This window comes from Dyadobacter sp. 32, assembly GCF_902506755.1.
Taxonomy (GTDB): domain Bacteria; phylum Bacteroidota; class Bacteroidia; order Cytophagales; family Spirosomataceae; genus Dyadobacter.
Window position 1 is genome coordinate 664,879 of the sequence record NZ_LR735258.1, and the last position, 16,419, is coordinate 681,297.

The 16,419-nt window shown below is 46.9% G+C and carries 8 protein-coding genes; 6 read left to right on the top strand and 2 right to left on the bottom strand.

The genetic code is table 11. From position 1 onward, the window contains the following. Positions 1-9: 9 nt before the first annotated feature. Entirely contained in the window at positions 10-3,393 is a 3,384-nt protein-coding gene (locus tag DYADSP32_RS02580; protein ID WP_149244176.1) for a SusC/RagA family TonB-linked outer membrane protein, read from the bottom strand. A gap of 178 nt (positions 3,394-3,571) precedes the next feature. On the opposite strand from DYADSP32_RS02580, the gene DYADSP32_RS02585 reads away from it, so the two are divergent. Together DYADSP32_RS02585 and DYADSP32_RS02590 are read left to right on the top strand one after the other, a co-directional pair. Continuing rightward, positions 3,572-4,273, top strand: coding sequence for a FadR/GntR family transcriptional regulator (locus tag DYADSP32_RS02585; protein WP_149244175.1), 702 nt, complete (start codon positions 3,572-3,574; stop codon positions 4,271-4,273). 37 nt (positions 4,274-4,310) lie between these two features. Next, on the top strand, positions 4,311-5,270 hold the full coding sequence (locus DYADSP32_RS02590; RefSeq protein ID WP_149244174.1) for an alkaline phosphatase: 960 nt from the start codon (positions 4,311-4,313) through the stop codon (positions 5,268-5,270). 188 nt (positions 5,271-5,458) lie between these two features. Here DYADSP32_RS02590 and DYADSP32_RS02595 read toward each other — a convergent pair whose 3' ends face one another. After that, on the bottom strand, positions 5,459-8,116 hold the full coding sequence (locus tag DYADSP32_RS02595) for a zinc-dependent metalloprotease (RefSeq protein WP_149244173.1): 2,658 nt from the start codon (positions 8,114-8,116) through the stop codon (positions 5,459-5,461). Between the two features lie 572 nt (positions 8,117-8,688). Between DYADSP32_RS02595 and DYADSP32_RS02600 the strand changes: the two genes are divergently transcribed. From DYADSP32_RS02600 to DYADSP32_RS02615, 4 genes are all read left to right on the top strand, one after another. After that, positions 8,689-11,958, top strand: coding sequence for a DUF1553 domain-containing protein (locus DYADSP32_RS02600; protein WP_149244172.1), 3,270 nt, complete (start codon positions 8,689-8,691; stop codon positions 11,956-11,958). A gap of 11 nt (positions 11,959-11,969) precedes the next feature. Then, positions 11,970-13,448 (top strand): DUF1501 domain-containing protein, encoded by a 1,479-nt coding sequence (locus tag DYADSP32_RS02605; RefSeq protein WP_149244171.1) that lies wholly within the window; start codon positions 11,970-11,972, stop codon positions 13,446-13,448. A gap of 4 nt (positions 13,449-13,452) precedes the next feature. Next, entirely contained in the window at positions 13,453-15,606 is a 2,154-nt protein-coding gene (locus DYADSP32_RS02610; protein ID WP_149244170.1) for an acetylxylan esterase, read from the top strand. A 204-nt stretch (positions 15,607-15,810) separates the two neighbouring features. After that, positions 15,811-16,350: a pyridoxamine 5'-phosphate oxidase family protein gene (locus tag DYADSP32_RS02615; protein ID WP_149244169.1), complete on the top strand. Its 540-nt coding sequence runs from the start codon at positions 15,811-15,813 to the stop codon at positions 16,348-16,350. Positions 16,351-16,419: the final 69 nt, after the last annotated feature.

The following is a 16,419-nucleotide window of genomic DNA, read 5'->3' on the forward strand; positions in this document are numbered from 1 at the left end:
GTTAAAAAATTAAAAGGTAAAGTTCGCTCCCAGAATGAGGGTGGTAGGAATGGTGTAGGCGCTATTTTGAGAGCCCGTACGTTCGGGTAAATTGATCAGCTTATTACTGATGTATCCTAAGTTTTGCCCTGTGACGGTAAATGTCAGGCCGGCGATGCGTGCCCTTTGAATGATCGCGGATGGGACAGAATAGCTGAGCGAAACCTCTCTGAAAGCCAGGTAGCCTGAGTTCACCCAGAACATGCTGCTAGGCCTGTCGAAGTTTTTAGCGTTCAGCTGATCTGCCCAGGTATAGCGTGGATATTTTGCATTCGGATTCTCAGGTGTCCAGGTGTCTTTAACGGCATCGGTGACATTGAATTCTCCCTGAAAACTACCCAGTGACCACATTTGCTGAAAATCCATTTGTTTGTGACCGAGTGCAAAATCCATTCTGGCAAAAAGAGAGAGGTTTTTCCAGCGAACGGTTGTATTGAAACCGCCAGTCCAGCGTGGGATGGTGCGGCCCAGGGATACCATGTCGCGGGTGTCTATGGTGTCATTCTGATCAATATCTTTCCAGCGCATATCGCCAAGCTGAGTGGCGATGTAGGTGGTTTTGCTTAAATTTTTGGATGCGATCAGTGCTGCACTGGCCACCCGCTTACCCGCTGCGCCACCATACTGCACTTCGCCTGCGGAAATGTCAATCTTGTTGTAGGCACTCAGGTCTTCACCAGTACGAATGATGCCGTCGCTTACAAAACCGAATATTTCTCCAAACTCCTGTCCTTCCTGAAGTCCGCCTGCCCAGATCACTTTTCCGGATTGAGGATCGTAAATGCGCTGGCCGCCCTGTCTGTTGTTCTCATTTCCGTTGAATGGAAGTTTGAGCACCTTATTTTTGTTCCATGCCGCATTTGCTCCTATCTGCACACTGAAGTTGTCTTTTTGAACGGCTTTTATGGTTGTTTCCAACTCCACACCTCTATTCCGCATACTTCCATTGTTGGTCCTAATGCTGGTGATGCCCGAAGAGGTCGGCAGGATCACACTGGCGATTTTGTCGGTGGTGACCCGGTTGTACATGGCTACCGCGGCAGTGATCCGATTATTGAGAAAACCCATTTCTAATCCGCCTTCTACGGTGTTGCTCTTCTCCCATTTGAGGCCCGGATTGGCAATGCCTGTTTGTAAGAAACCGATCGTTCCATTGTATGCCGTCTGTGATCCATAGGAGCCCTGTAATTCATAAACACCGATGCCATTGTTGGTTCCGATGCCAATATTGCCGTTTTTGCCATAACTGGCCCGAACTTTCAGGAATGAAAGCCAGTCCTGCGTGGCTGCCATGAAATCTTCTTTATGCACCAGCCACCCTGCGGAGAAGGCAGGGAAAGTGCCAAACTGGTTGTCGCCGATGAGCCGGGAGTATCCATCCCTTCTTACGGTGAATGACGCCAGGTATTTGCCGTCCCAGTCATAGTTGATCCGGCCAAAGGAGGAAATGATTCGTTCTCTGTTGTGGTAAGAGTCTATTGACCTGGTATTTGCATCACTTACGGTCAATCCCAAATCCTGAAAGTCGTCCGTAGGAGCCAGCCGTCCCGCTGCGCCGAAGCCTTTGTTGTATTCATCATAATACTCAAAACCAGCCATGGCATCGATACCATGTTTGCCAAGGTCTCTACTGTAATTGGCAATGGCATTGTAAGTCTGACGAATCGTACGGTCGAAGTTTGCCGAGCTCGCCCGGTCCCGGTTCCAACCGGTATTTGCATTTGTTGTACTCATAATACCTATCCTGAAATCCCTGTTGAAGGATTCGGCAGCGGTTTCATCGTACATCATAATTCCGCCAATTTTCACGATCAAGCCTTCCAGCAGATCAATCCTGAAAGACTGTCCGAGACTGAACTTATCCGACTGGTTGTTTCTTTTGTATTTATCAATATTAATGGCCGGATTGCCGTCGCTAGCATCTCGACCCAGGATCAATTCACCAGCCGCGTTGGTTCCTCGCATGGTTGGCGGGGCTGATAACATTCGACCCCAGTAATTGGCTTCGCCGTTCTGCAACGACTGATCGCGCCAGTTGGCCCTGGCAAAGGCCAGGCTGCTTTCTGATTTAAGCCAGCTTTTTATTTTGTAATCGCCATTCAGTGTGAAGTTCAGCCTTCGATAAAATGTGCCTAGCGATAAGCCTTCCTCGTTGTAGTAGCCCAGATTGGCATAGTAACCGCCTTTTTCATTGCCACCATTCATCCCTATGTTGTAGTCCTGAGAAATTGCCGGTGACCGGAATGCATAATCGCCGTAATTGAAATCCTTGTAGATCAGATCCGCGTTGGAGCCATTCGGGTCGTAGGCGCCGGCTGCGTTGGTCTTAATCGGATCTTTCATAGTTTTCCACCCGTCATTCGCTGAAAGCAGTTCACGATTGGCGTCGGTGAGCCGCATGGTACTCCATATTGCCCTGGAATCGTAATTGCCGTCAAGGATTTTACCTTCGGCGTCTTTATAAAGGTTCCCCGTGCCTCTCGGGCCTACGCCGCTGAGCAGTGAGGATGTCGTTGTACCGTTTTTGATGGCTTCCAATACACCCAGCCGGGTCCATTTAATGTAATCTTCTGCGCCTACAAAATTGTAAGGAACATTCAGGAAGTTGATCCCGGTTTTGCTTTTGAAGGTGATGGAAGAGGAGCCCGACTTTCCTCTTTTGGAAGTGATCAGGATTACACCGTTGCTGGCCCTGGCACCATAAATTGCCGTTGCAGAAGCATCTTTAAGCACCTCCATGCTTTCAATGTCATCGGGATTAATGTCGCTCAGCGATCCGCGTACCTGCCCGTCAAAAACGATTAACGGACTTCCCGAGCCGTCAAAGTTGGTTCCGCCACGCAGAATCATCGTAGGCAGAGAGCCTGGCCTGCCGGTCGCAGTGGATACCCTGAGCCCGGCGATGGTACCGGCCAGCGCCTGCGCAGGATTGGAACGCATCCCGGTCTCGAGCACTTTGGCATCGAGCTTGGCAATGGATGAAGTAATCTTTGTTCGGCTGCTGCTGCCATAACCGGTGATCACAACCTCATTCAGTGCCGATACATCGGTCTTAAGTTGTATGGAGACCGTGGATAAATTTCCTACGGGTATTTCCTGTGTAGCATAACCCATCATACGGAACTGCACTACGTCACCTGTGGTAACAGGAAGGGAGAAGTTTCCTTCCAGAGAAGTCTCGGCAAAGACACTTTTCCCCTTCAATATTACCGTTACAGTCGGTATGGGCATTTTGTCATCATCGGACAAGACTCGTCCGGTAAGCACTCTGCCTGGCTGGGCCTGTACCATCATCGTCAGGACAATTCCCGCGATGCTGAACAGGGCTTTCAGAAGCGTATTTTTTAATTTCATGAATGGTTAAGCGTTTAATTGTATTATGTATGAGATAATAAAGGTAAAGTTTTTACTTCGTTGATTGCAAGCGTATTGCGAAAAATATTTTTTTTGTCTTTGATAGCACTTATTGATAAACTCTTGTTTATAGAGAGAAAAAGGCCATTTTTGTCGCACATAACACCATTTGACGTACATGGCAGATATTTTTCAGAATCTAAAATCGATTGACACCAGCTCGCTTGTCGACAAGGTGGAAAGCAACCTGATTGAGCTTTTTGTAGAAAAGAATTTTAAAGTAGGGGATTCGATACCCAAGGAACTTGAATTGGCGGAATCACTGGGCGTGAGCAGGACGGTGGTTCGCGAAGCCATGTTGCGACTCCGTCTGATGGGTTTGATCGAATCCAAAAAACACCGGGGTGCGGTGATCACCAGCCCCGATCTGGTGTCGGTTTTGGAAAAAAGCATGAATCCCAAGATCCTGGATGATGGTACGCTCAAAGAAGTTTTTGAAATGCGGCTGTCATTGGAAATCGGTATGGCGGATTTTATTATGAAACGGGTGAAACCAGAGGACATAGCCGAGCTGCGGGTTCTGGTAGAAAACGAACCTACGCTGTCGGATCAGATGCTCTTTCAGATTGAACACGAAATTGCATTTCACGGGAAGCTCTATGAGATAACAGGGAATGAAACAATGAAGAAGTTTCAGAAGCTGCTGTTACCTGTTTTTGACTACGTTCACAAAAGTGGTCTGCTAAAGAAAATGCCTGTTAACCGACAGTACGTTTCTCACAAGGGTATTGTCGACATTATCGAAAACGGAAATGCGGAGCAGCTTCGCAATGCCATGCGTAATCATTTGGAAAATCATTTTGCCCGACTATTTGAGTAGATGTCATTCAATAGTCTGAAATAAAACTTACATCCCCATGAAAAGACCTTTTCTAATTGGCCTTCTGGTATTGTTATTACCTCACGCTTACGGCCAATCCAAGAAACCCAGACACATCATTCTCATAGGCGTGGATGGCCTGGGCGCATACGTTTTTCCTGGTGCAGGGTTGCCGGCGATTAACAAAGAACTCAGCAGGGATACAACCACTCATTTCGCGGACCCTGCGCATAGCGCAAACCTCAGAATTCCGACTTTTGAAAAATTGATGAAAGATGGGGCGTACTCTTTGGAAGCAAGATCCGTACTGCCGTCGTCGAGTGCTGTTAACTGGGCGTCGATGACGATGGGCGCTGGTCCTGAATTACATGGCTACACGGAATGGGGGAGCCAAAAGCCCGAGCTGCCTTCAAGAATTCTCGACGCTTATGGTTTGTTTCCTTCGGTTTTCGCTTTGCTGCGGGAGCAAAAGCCCAAGTCCGAAATCGGTGTTATTTACGAATGGGACGGAATCGGATACCTGCTTCCCAAAAAAGCCTTGTGTCTGGAGCAAAACTGTGATGGAGATAGTGCCACAGCCGAAGCTGCCGGGAAATATATTACCGAGAAAAAACCAGATCTGCTGTTTGTCCATTTTTCAGACGTTGACCATGTTGGTCATAGTATAGGACATGGTACAACCGCCTATTATGCACAGGTAAATCAAACGGATACTTATATCCGAAAAATTGCAGATGCTGTTGAAAAAGCGGGTATTGCAGATGAAACACTGATCATTGTTTCGGCAGACCATGGAGGGATCAATAAGGGTCATGGCGGTAAAACCATGCAGGAAATGCGTATCCCATGGATAGCTTATGGCAAATCGATCAAGAGAAAAGGTATTATTAAACAAAGTATGGTCACCTACGATACGGCAGCAACCATTGCCTGGCTCCTGGATCTGAAAGCGCCACAGGTATGGACAGGCAGGCCGGTGAAGCAGATTTTCGAATAGTTATATTCAGTGTCTCATGATTAGATGATTTTCCGTTATCTGAGGCTATATCTGGATTTAAAAATCAAAGCTCAGGGAAATTTTCCTGAGCTTTGATTTTTTTCAAGTACAACCATTCAGCGACGACCCTAGCCTATTAGCACTCGCCAAAATGCGTTCTTAAGAGTGGTCTTTTACCGGGGAATTACCTACATCTTTACAAATTTCAGGTTTTCAGTAAACTTCGCACTGCGAAGAATAACGTGGTACAACCCGGTCGGCAGATGGGCAACGTTGACCTCCTGGCCCGTTCCAGATGGCGCGTTCGATGGGAAAAACATTATTTCCTTGCCTGCCTGGTTGAGGATTTGAATCGTGAATGCCTCATTCCGATAAATACCAGGTTTGATCTTTAGTTTACCATTTGTAGGATTTGGGTACAGCATGGCAAGATCTTCGGCATTCCGGATTTCTATGGCCCGGATTGTTGAGTATTCAAATTTGCCATCGCGGTCTGTTTGTTTCAGACGGAAATAGTATGAACCAGAAGCAAGATCCGATATGGTGTATTCGTACTTGTTTGTAACTTTTGAATCTCCCTTGCCATCAACAAAGCCTACACTTGCAAATGTCCTGGGATCATTACCCATTTCAATAACGAAACCAGTATTATTGGTTTCGGAGGCGGTTTGCCAGTTAAGTACTGCGTTGTTTTTTCCTTTTAGCGCCGCAGTGAAAGTCACCAGTGTTACTGGCAAAGGTGCGGTTATACTAAAGTCTGTGTTTGAGATGTCAAAGAAAATATTCGGTACAGTCGCCAAAACTCTACCGTTGGCCGCCATCCTCAAAGATGTGTTGTTACTTGCAGCCACCTTAATTCTGGCAGTTGTTGTGGAAACGCTTGTAGGGAAGGCAACGGACTCACTACCATCATTGGCTGTTGAAATAAGCAGGGTGGGAAACGTGATACCGCCATCTGTGGAAAGCCAAATGTCCACAAATGTACAATTAACAGGAGCCACGTCGGTGTTGTTGACACTCCATGTGATCGTTTGGCTCGTGCCACCGACATAGTTATCACTTAGATCACTCGTTACCAGAAAAGGTCCGGAATTGCCGTCCACTGCAACTGTCACATCCTGGAAATTCACTCCGCTGTTATTGTCCCGCACCGAAAGCCGATGCGTGGTAACAATCCCGATTGCCGGTAATTTGTCGCCAACTGCGTAGTTTGAACCACTCAAAATGGCCGACAGACGCGGGAAATACCTTGTACCTGCATTGGCGTCGGTAGAAGGAACTGGTGCATAGGTTCTAAAAAACGGAGGCTTGGTGGCGTCCGAAAGCGTTGTACCGGTCAGCAATTCTTTGTTAGTCTGATCACTCAGATTTGTTCCCTCCCACGAATAGCTCAACACATCTACCGCATCTGCGTCGCTTGCACTTCCTGTCAGCACAAATGGGGTCGATTTTGGAATCGTCCAACTTGTCTGCATTGGAGCAATGACCGGTATAGCATTGTTGGTTGCGGTTGTGGTGTAGCACGACAATCCTGAGATAAAGGCATTCGCCTGATCATAATTGACGGCGTGAAAGTTGAGAATCGGTGCGTAGGGGGTTTCATAATCGTCATTGCCCACCAGGCCCTGTCCGGCGTCGGTATTGGAGCAAGTGTATCCATAACTCATAATGGTGGTTCCTGCCCCGGGCTCGACAGAAGTCTCGTAAGCCCTTGTTGTGCATACGGGAACGTTGCTGTTGTAACTGTGACTCATGTCAAACTGGTGACCAATTTCATGTTGAATAAGCTGTTGGTCAAACACATCTGCATAGGACCCATCACCTATGCCAGATACCCCCTGACCTTTATATACCGCATTGCAAACGGACCCACGCACAGCGACTCCGCCACCAGAACCTCCGGCATATCCAAGTACATGGCCAATGTCGTAACCTGATGAGGTGAGCTGAGTATTGAGATTATCATGGTTCTGAGTAAGCATAGCCCCTTGGTCGTCATTATCATATGGGTCGGTGGTGGCATCCGTGTAAACAAGGTTTTGTCCGCTCACCAGAAGAAAGGATACACTCAGTTCGATTCTGTATATAGCGATCATATTGTTTACATAATCAGTTATTGCGGCAAATGCCGAGGCCGCTGTTCCGCCCCGTTGCGCAGTAAATTCGCCGTTGGCTGCCATAGCTAGCCGAAAAGTTCTCAATTGTGTCCCTGTGGCCAAAGACGCTGATATTCTTTTATTGTCGCCGGGGCTTTGGGGTTTATCGGTATTGACGCCAGCGTCCAGTGTTCCGCATCGGTTATGGGCTGTCTTGTTCGTACTGTTCTGAGGACTTCTCGCAATCTTTTGAAAATAGCTTCTGTAAAGATTATCAGCCGTGCCGCGCGATGTTTTTTCAAAAAATATGGCATCGTTATCTACACCCAAGATGATGGCATTGAATCCTTGCTGTGTCAGATTGATACGGATAGAATATGATTTGTGAACGTGGCCTTTTCCCGCATAGGTTTTTATTTCGGGATGTTGGGCGGCTATTTCTGGTGCCAGGATCGGCGATTCAAACATGCTAAAAGTTTCTGTGGTGCCATTTGGTAAAGGAACTTCCAAATCTTTTCCTATGTCACCATTACTTTTAAATTCCAGTGGAGCGGTCAATAGATAACTTCTTAAGTCGTCTACTTTTAATCGGTAAAGGAAATATTTGTCAACGTGTTTTGATACGGATAGCTGCAGTCGCGCGTTCTCCGGCGCTTGTTGAAAAAAGCCATTCTGCCCAAAAGACGATGACATGTGGAAGTTCAGTATTGCCGCTATGACAATTACGTTTGTGTAAAAGTTTGATCTCATGTGTTTTAGTTAAAAATAAAGGTTTTAGATTCAAAGTAAATGAAAATAAGGTTTACGCCGTGCCTGACATCCCGTCGGAACACAATGAGGAAAGGGTTCCGAATGCCGTAACTAACATGAATATGATGGGTAACCTATGTGCAAGTTGTTACTTTTACAGTAAATCGCCAAACGAGATACGACAAATTATTACGGTTTTTACACATTTTTGCGCAATTGACGTTGGATTTGAAAACTTTGAAAAAAGTTTCTACAAGTGAAAACGCAAATTTCTATACGTCTGAGAATTTCGGCAGATCAATCACCGTTTTGTAGCCAGTTTGCAGAACTCGGAATATTGTTGAAACTGTGATGTGCCCTGCAATCATGACTGAATAATGAAAGATTTTTACTTGATTTCAAAATCCGATTCATCAATCCTGATATTGATCCGACCTTATTGTTTCATACACGTTCATTGGGTATAAAATCTAAAAATTATACTTGTAAATTACATTCGGTTTTACATTCATGAATATATTGGAAAACCGGAGGCGGATTTTATGAAAGAAGTAATGTTAAAGCAAATATAGATGTTCCGTAAATCGCGTAATAACTGGGTGAGGATAGGCTTTATCCTGATTGCAGGGTGGTGCTTTATTTCCTGTGAGAAGGATATTGAACTGCCTGAGGAAGTAAGGGTCGAAATGGCCAAACTTTCAGATCCGATTGATTACACCTACGATGTAAAACCTATATTGTCAGACAGGTGTTTTGCCTGTCACGGGCCGGATGCCAACCAGCAGAAAGCCGGATTGAGGCTGGATGTTGCCAAAGTTGCTTATGATAAAGTGGGCGAAAATGGCATGAAAGCGATCGTTCCCGGAAAAATTGGCAACAGTGAGCTGGTCTATCGCATCCTGTCTACGGATCCGGAGGTCGTGATGCCTTCACCTTCTTCGCATTTGTCACTCAGTACAAAGGAAAAAGCTATTCTTATTAAGTGGATTGAGCAAGGTGCAGAATACAAACCACATTGGGCATTTACAAAAGTGGAGAAAGCAAGTTTGCCCAAAGTCAAAAATGAAAAGTGGGTTCGGAATGGTATTGATCGCTTTATTCTTGCAAAAATTGAGGAAAATGGATTAAAGCCTGCACCGGAATCAGAAAAAACCACATTGCTGCGCAGGGTATACATGGATCTGATCGGTTTGCCGCCTACTCCGGCCCAGGTTGAGGCCTTTCTTGCTGATAAATCTCCCAATGCCTATGAAAAAGTGGTAGATCAGCTTCTTGCATCACCCAGGTATGGCGAACATATGGCGGTTTCATGGCTGGACGCTGCCCGTTATGCGGATACACATGGTTATCAGGATGACGGACCACGTACGGCCTGGCCTTTCCGGGACTGGGTGATCGGTGCTTTTAATAAAAATTTACCTTATGATAAATTTGTTACCTACCAGCTGGCGGGTGATATGCTGCCCAACCCAACCCGCGAGCAGATGCTAGCCACCGCATTCAACAGGATGCACCAGCAAAGCCAGGAGGGAGGTATTATTCCGGAAGAGTACCGGACGGCCTATGTGGCAGACCGCGTAGATACTTTTGGTAAGACATTTTTGGGCATTACCGTAGAATGCGCCCGTTGCCACGATCATAAATATGATCCGATCAGTCACAAAGATTACTATTCGCTTTACGCTTTTTTTAATAACAATAATGAAAACGGGCAGTCGCCGTACAACGGTGAGGCAAGCCCAACGATCACACTGCCAACATCGGAAGCAGAAGCCAAACTTAAGTTCATTCACGCCGCTTTTGCCAAAGAAAAATCAGCTCTGGAGAAGTCAAAATTAGCGGAAACGGGTTTTCGTAACTGGCTGCGCGTTGTGGAGAAAGACCCAGCAAAGGCATTGGTTCCCGCGGGCAAAGACCTTGCCGGTCGTTTTACTTTTGATGAGCCGCTTGGTAAAGAATTTCAGAACCTGGCCGATACCAGCCACCGGGCACGTGCGGAAGGCGACGATAGCCTTTCTAACGTGGCCTCGCGAAAGGGCAGATTTGGTAAAGCGAGGTATATTTTCGGAGATAACTCCATCACTTTTGGCAATAACTTTGCCTTTTTCGAAAGGCATCAGGCGTTCAGCATCAGCATTTGGCTCAACCTGCACGATCCGAGTGTCACCGGATCATTACTTCACAAATCCAATGGCGTCTTTAACGGATACCGCGGATGGAATGTATTCCGCTTGCCTGACGGCCGGATCAAATTAACCCTTAGCCATGTATGGCCCGAAAATGCCATTGAACTGCAGACCGTGGAAAAGTTTCCGATGAACAAATGGACACACCTGGCTTTTTCTTATGATGGCCTGAGCAAATCCCGCGGGCTCCGTTTATACTTCGATGGCAAACCGATGAAAGTCGTTGTGTTTAATGATAACCTGAACCAAAGCATACTTTACGGAAAGAATAAATCCAACTGGTATGTGGACCGACTGAATATAGGACGTCTTTCTGATCAGCGGACAAAGAATTTTGAAGTGGACGAATTCCGGGTTTATACCCGGTCGTTGACACCGCTGGAAATGCTGGGGTTATATTCTCAGAAGAATGAGATTCTTGCCGTAATCAAAACGCCGGATGCACAGCGCACACCGCAACAGCGCGGGGCGTTGAAGGATTATTATCTGGCCCATTTCGATGCGGTTTACAAACACGAGTTGATGTTAAGCCACGAGCTGATCTGTGAAGAAACGGAACTGCTCAATGCGCAGATCGACGTGATGGTGATGAAAGAGCGTAAATTTCCGATCAAAACCTATATCCTGAACCGAGGTGCCTATGATGCACCGGGTAAGCAGGTGAGCGCTGATACGCCCGATGAATTTTTTAAAATACCAAAAGAATTTCCGCGTAACAGACTTGGGCTGGCGCAGTGGTTACTTCATGAAGATCATCCTTTATTTACCAGGGTTTCTGTCAACCGCTTCTGGTTGTCGTTTTTTGGTAAAGGATTGGTCGTGTCCAGCGATGACTTTGGAAATCAGGGCGAACTTCCAACCCATCCGCAACTGCTTGACTGGCTGGCAGCGAGTTTCCGTGAATCGGGCTGGAATGTGAAGGCGATTCAGAAACTGATCGTTACATCGGCCACCTACCGGCAATCGTCCAAAGCAGACCGGCAGTTGCTGGAGCAGGATGGCGACAACCGACTTTATGCACGTGGACCAACATACCGGATGAGTGCGGAACAGATTCGTGACAATGCATTGGCTTCCAGTAGTTTATTGTCCGGTCGGATTGGGGGTAAAAGTTCTTATCCTTACCAGCCCAACGGCATTTGGGAGGCGTTGGCAACGCGTAACGATGTAAATTATGTACAGCAACACGGCGACAGCATTTACAGAAGAAGCATTTATACGATCTGGAAAAGAAGTGCTCCGCCTCCGATGATGCTCAATTTTGATGCGTCGGAAAGGCATTTTTGTATAACCAAACGGCAAAAAACCAGTACACCGTTACAAGCCCTCGTTGTGATGAATGATCCGCAGTTTGTGGAGGCTTCGAGAGTTCTGGCTCAGCGCATGATGAAAACGGGAAGCAATCCTGAGCAAAGAATTTCTTATGGTTTTATGGCGCTGACGAGCCGACAGCCTAGCGAGAAGGAGCTACGGATTTTGAAAGATCTCTATCAGCAGGAATATCAGGATTTCCGCAACAATCCGAAGCGGGTTAAGGCTATTCTGGCCTCAGGAGAATATCCGGTAGATAAGTCGCTGAATCCTGTTGAGCTCGCTGCCAATACCATCGTTGCGAGTACGGTTATGAATTTTGATGAATTTGTCATAAAAAGATAAAGACTGCTAAGATGAGCTTATATAAAGAAATTGAAAACCATGTACATGAGCAGCTGAGCCGAAGAAACTTTTTGTCCAGAACCAGCATGGGGCTGGGTGCTGCGGCCATGGCATCTTTGCTGGGCTCCGACCAGTCGTGGGCCGGAAAAGCGCCGGGTGCAGCAGTGGATCCTACGGGACCTCCTTTAGGTAAACCGCATTTTGCACCCAAAGCCAAACGGATAATTTACTTATTTCAAAGTGGGGCGCCTTCTCAGCTCGAGCTGTTTGACTACAAGCCCAAACTGGAAGAAATGTGGGGCCAGGATCTGCCTGAATCCATCCGGAGAGGGCAGAGGCTCACAGGGATGACGGCTGGCCAAAGCAGTTTCCCCCTGGTGGCTTCAAAGTATAAGTTTGAAAAATACGGGGCTAGTCAGATGCACATCAGTGAGCTTTTGCCCTATACCTCAAAAATAGCCGATGATGTCACGTTCATTCGCTCCATGCATACGGAAGCGATCAACCATGATCCGGCAGTAACTTTTTTCCAGACTGGCAGCCAGCAGGGCGGTAGGCCTTCCTGGGGCTCGTGGGTGAGTTATGGGCTCGGATCTGATAACCAAAATATGCCTTCGTTTGTGGTATTGCTTTCAAAAGGGCGTCCGGGCGACCAGCCGTTGTATGCCAAATTATGGAGCAACGGATTTTTACCTTCTGTGCATCAGGGGGTGGTGTTCAGGTCCGGGCCGGATCCCGTTTTTTACCTGAACAATCCTGAGGGGATCGACAATGCAAGCCGGAGGCGCATGCTGAATTCGCTAGCCCAACTGCAACAAGCGCAGTATGAAAAAATACTGGATCCAGAAATTAATTACCGTATGGAGCAGTACGAAATGGCCTATCGGATGCAGACCGCCGTACCGGAGACCATGGATACTTCCAATGAGCCCGACTATATATTTGATCTGTATGGCGAAGATTCCAGAAAACCGGGCACATTCGCAGCCAACTGCCTGCTGGCCAGGAAATTGATCGAAAAGGATGTCAAGTTTGTTCAGTTGTATCACCAGGGATGGGACCAGCATGGAAATTTGCCAAACGACATTAAAATTATGACCAAAAGTGTGGACCAGGCATCCGCGGCGCTCGTTCAGGATCTGAAACAACGTGGGTTGCTCGACGATACACTGGTGGTGTGGGGGGGCGAGTTTGGCAGGGGCTCCTATTCTCAGGGTAAATTGTCAAGAGATAACTACGGTCGTGACCACCATCCCCGGAGTTTTACCATTTGGGTCGCTGGCGCAGGAGTGAAGAAAGGTTTTACTTTCGGCGAAACCGACGAGTTTGGTTACAATGTGGTTAGAGATCCTGTTCATGTACATGATTTTCAGGCTACAATCATGCATTTGCTGGGCATTGACCATGAACAGCTTGTGTTCAAGCACCAGGGAAGGCGTTACCGGCTTACCGATGTACATGGTAAAATAGTGAAACCCATTCTTGCTTAGCTTAATGAAAAAAATATTTGCTCTTTTGCTGACGGGCTGCCTTGGGCTTTTCAGTCAGGCCTCCTATGCCCAGGAAGATCTTTCTGTTTTCGGTTACTGGACTTATTTCGACGGTGTGCCTTCCGCCTCGTTATACAAGCATCTGGTGAAGCGTGCATCCGGGCAACTTGATACACGAGCCGTGGCTATTGCCAAGCTGAAAACGAAAGCGGATTGGGAGCAGAGACAGGTTGCCATGCGAAAGGTATTGTCCAATGCAGTAGGCGCCTTTCCCGAAAGAACCCCTTTGAATGCGGTGGTAACGGGTGTTGTCAAGAGAGCAGACTTCACAGTAGAAAAACTATATTTTGAATCAAGACCGGGCTATCATGTTACGGCGGCGCTTTTTATTCCCCAAATAAGGCCGGCGAAGTCACCGGCTATCGTTTACTGCAGCGGCCACAGCGCCAACGGATTCAGAAGTGCTGTTTATCAAAACATCATCCTAAACTACGTTAAAAAGGGTTTCATTGTCCTGGCCTTCGATCCGATCGGGCAGGGTGAGCGGGGACAATATACCCATGATCCGGCCAAAATCAATGCTGTTGATGAACACTCTTATGCGGGCACGCAATCATTTATTTCGGGCATGCCACCAGCCAATTATTTTATCTGGGATGGTATCAGGGCCGTAGATTACCTGGTGAGCAGGAAGGAGGTTGATGCTTCCAGAATCGGAATTGCAGGCCGCTCGGGTGGGGGAACCCAAAGCGCCTATATCGCTGCGATGGATGAACGCATTGTCGCCGCTGCACCAGAATGCTATATCACCACATTTGATAAATTATTACGCTCGAAAGGGCCGCAGGATGCTGAGCAAAACCTCATGTATGGACTGGAAAAGGGGATCGACATGGCCGATTTCCTGGAAGTAAGAGCTCCCAAACCCACACTCCTGGTAACTACCACGCGCGACATGTTTAGCATTCAGGGTGCCAGGGATGTGTTTGGGGAGGCGGGCAAAGCTTACGCTGCTTTTGATAAACGCGATAATCTTAGCATGGTGGAGGACGATGCCGGGCACGCGTCCACCTTGAAAAACAGGGAAGCTTCTTATGCCTTTTTTCAAAAGTTCCTGAACAATCCGGGTAGCCCAAAGGAAGTGGAAGTGGAGATTTTTAGTGATACTGCCCTGTACGTAACACCTCATGGGAACATACATACCTGGCTCAATGGTGAAACCATGTTTTCGCTGAATGAGAAATTTACCCGCAAGGTGGTTGAAAACAGAAACCATCGACGGGCAGCGGAGCCTGGTGAGTTAAAAAATCTCCGTGAAAAAATTATTTCCCTTACGGGCTACGAAAAACCTACGGATAAGAAAGAGGTCATCTTTTCCGGACGTATTCAGAGAAAAGAGTATGCCATAGAGAAATACCTTCTCAAAGGGGCCGGTGATTACTACTTGCCTGTGTTGTGGTTAAAAACGAACAAACCTGCTTCTCAAACGATCATGCTGTTGCGTGAGGAAGGCAAAGCCCAAGCGGCGGGCTCGAACGGTATCGCAGATCAGCTCGCCTCGCGAGGGTATGATGTGGTACTGCCCGATTTGAGCGGCTTTGGCGAACTGGGGCCTGGATATATGAAATCCGGTGATTCAGAAATTGACGGCGTCTTTTTGAATTTGTGGTATACCGGAATCCTGACCCATAAAAGTTTGGTGGCGGTACGGGTCGAGGAAATTGAAATTGTTGCAGATTTCATTAAGAGTAAATTGCAAAAACAAACCCATCTGGTTGCTGCTGCCTGGGGAACCCTCACTTCGGATCTGTTTCATGCCGCCGCGATCCGTACAGGTGCTTTTGACAAATTGGTCTACATGAATCCGTTGATTTCTTATGAGTCCATTGCTTTATCCAGGCACTACACAACGAAATATGCGCTTTCTTCAGTGGCTGGAGCGTTACCGTTCTATGACATTGCTGACCTGGTCGCTTTAAGCCCTCAGCCTATGTTGATCCTGAATCCGGTTGATGCGGAGTCGAAGCCTGTTGAGCCAGATCGTGCAAAGCGCATTTACACTACGCCTTCCGGCAGAAGTGCTATCGACTTGCCGGTGATTCAATGCAATGTACCCGCCATGAACCTTTCCAGCAGCATCCACGACTGGCTGAAGTAGCGTTGGTATCTATTAAAAATTATTGTTTAACGAGGCCTCCGTCCGGTACCCTTTCGAGGGTTTTGTAACCGTTCATACTTGTCAAATCTGAAGGCATATCAGTAAAATCCAGAAATAGTGCGCTGATGTCTGCTTCTATGGGAATTTTCCATAGCGCCTGGAATGATCTTTGTTGATTTTCTGAAACACTAAATCTAAAGGATCATGGATAGCATAAATCAACAACAGGAAGAGAAGAATCATGAGGATCTTTTTGGTAAGGAAGCGGGTGAAAAGATCAAACAGCTGGCCAAAGATGCAAACACTTGCTTCTTTTGTACCCAAATTACCTCAGGAAAGCCCTTGAAGGTGCGTCCCATGTCCGTACAAAAAGTAGGTGACGACGGTAGTTTCTGGTTTCTCAGTGCATCCGACAGCCACAAAAACGCGGATATAACTGTTGATTCAAATGTTCACCTACTATTTCAGGGTTCGAAATATTCAGATTTTCTGAGTGTGTACGGAAACGCTGTTATTACAAAAGACAAGCAGATAATTAAAGGGCTTTGGCAGCCATTGTTGAAAACCTGGTTTACCGAAGGGTTAGATGATCCCAGGATTACCGCCATTAAAGTGGAAGCCAAAGAGGGATACTATTGGGACAACAAGCATGGCAATACGGTCGCATTTGTAAAAACAATCATCGGAGCTACCCTTGGCAAAACCATGGATGACTCTATTGAAGGTAAGCTGGTGAATCCTTAATGATCAGGAAGAACAATTTTTCCAAAACCATTTTACTGATCATGACAGGATGCCCACCTAATCTCATCT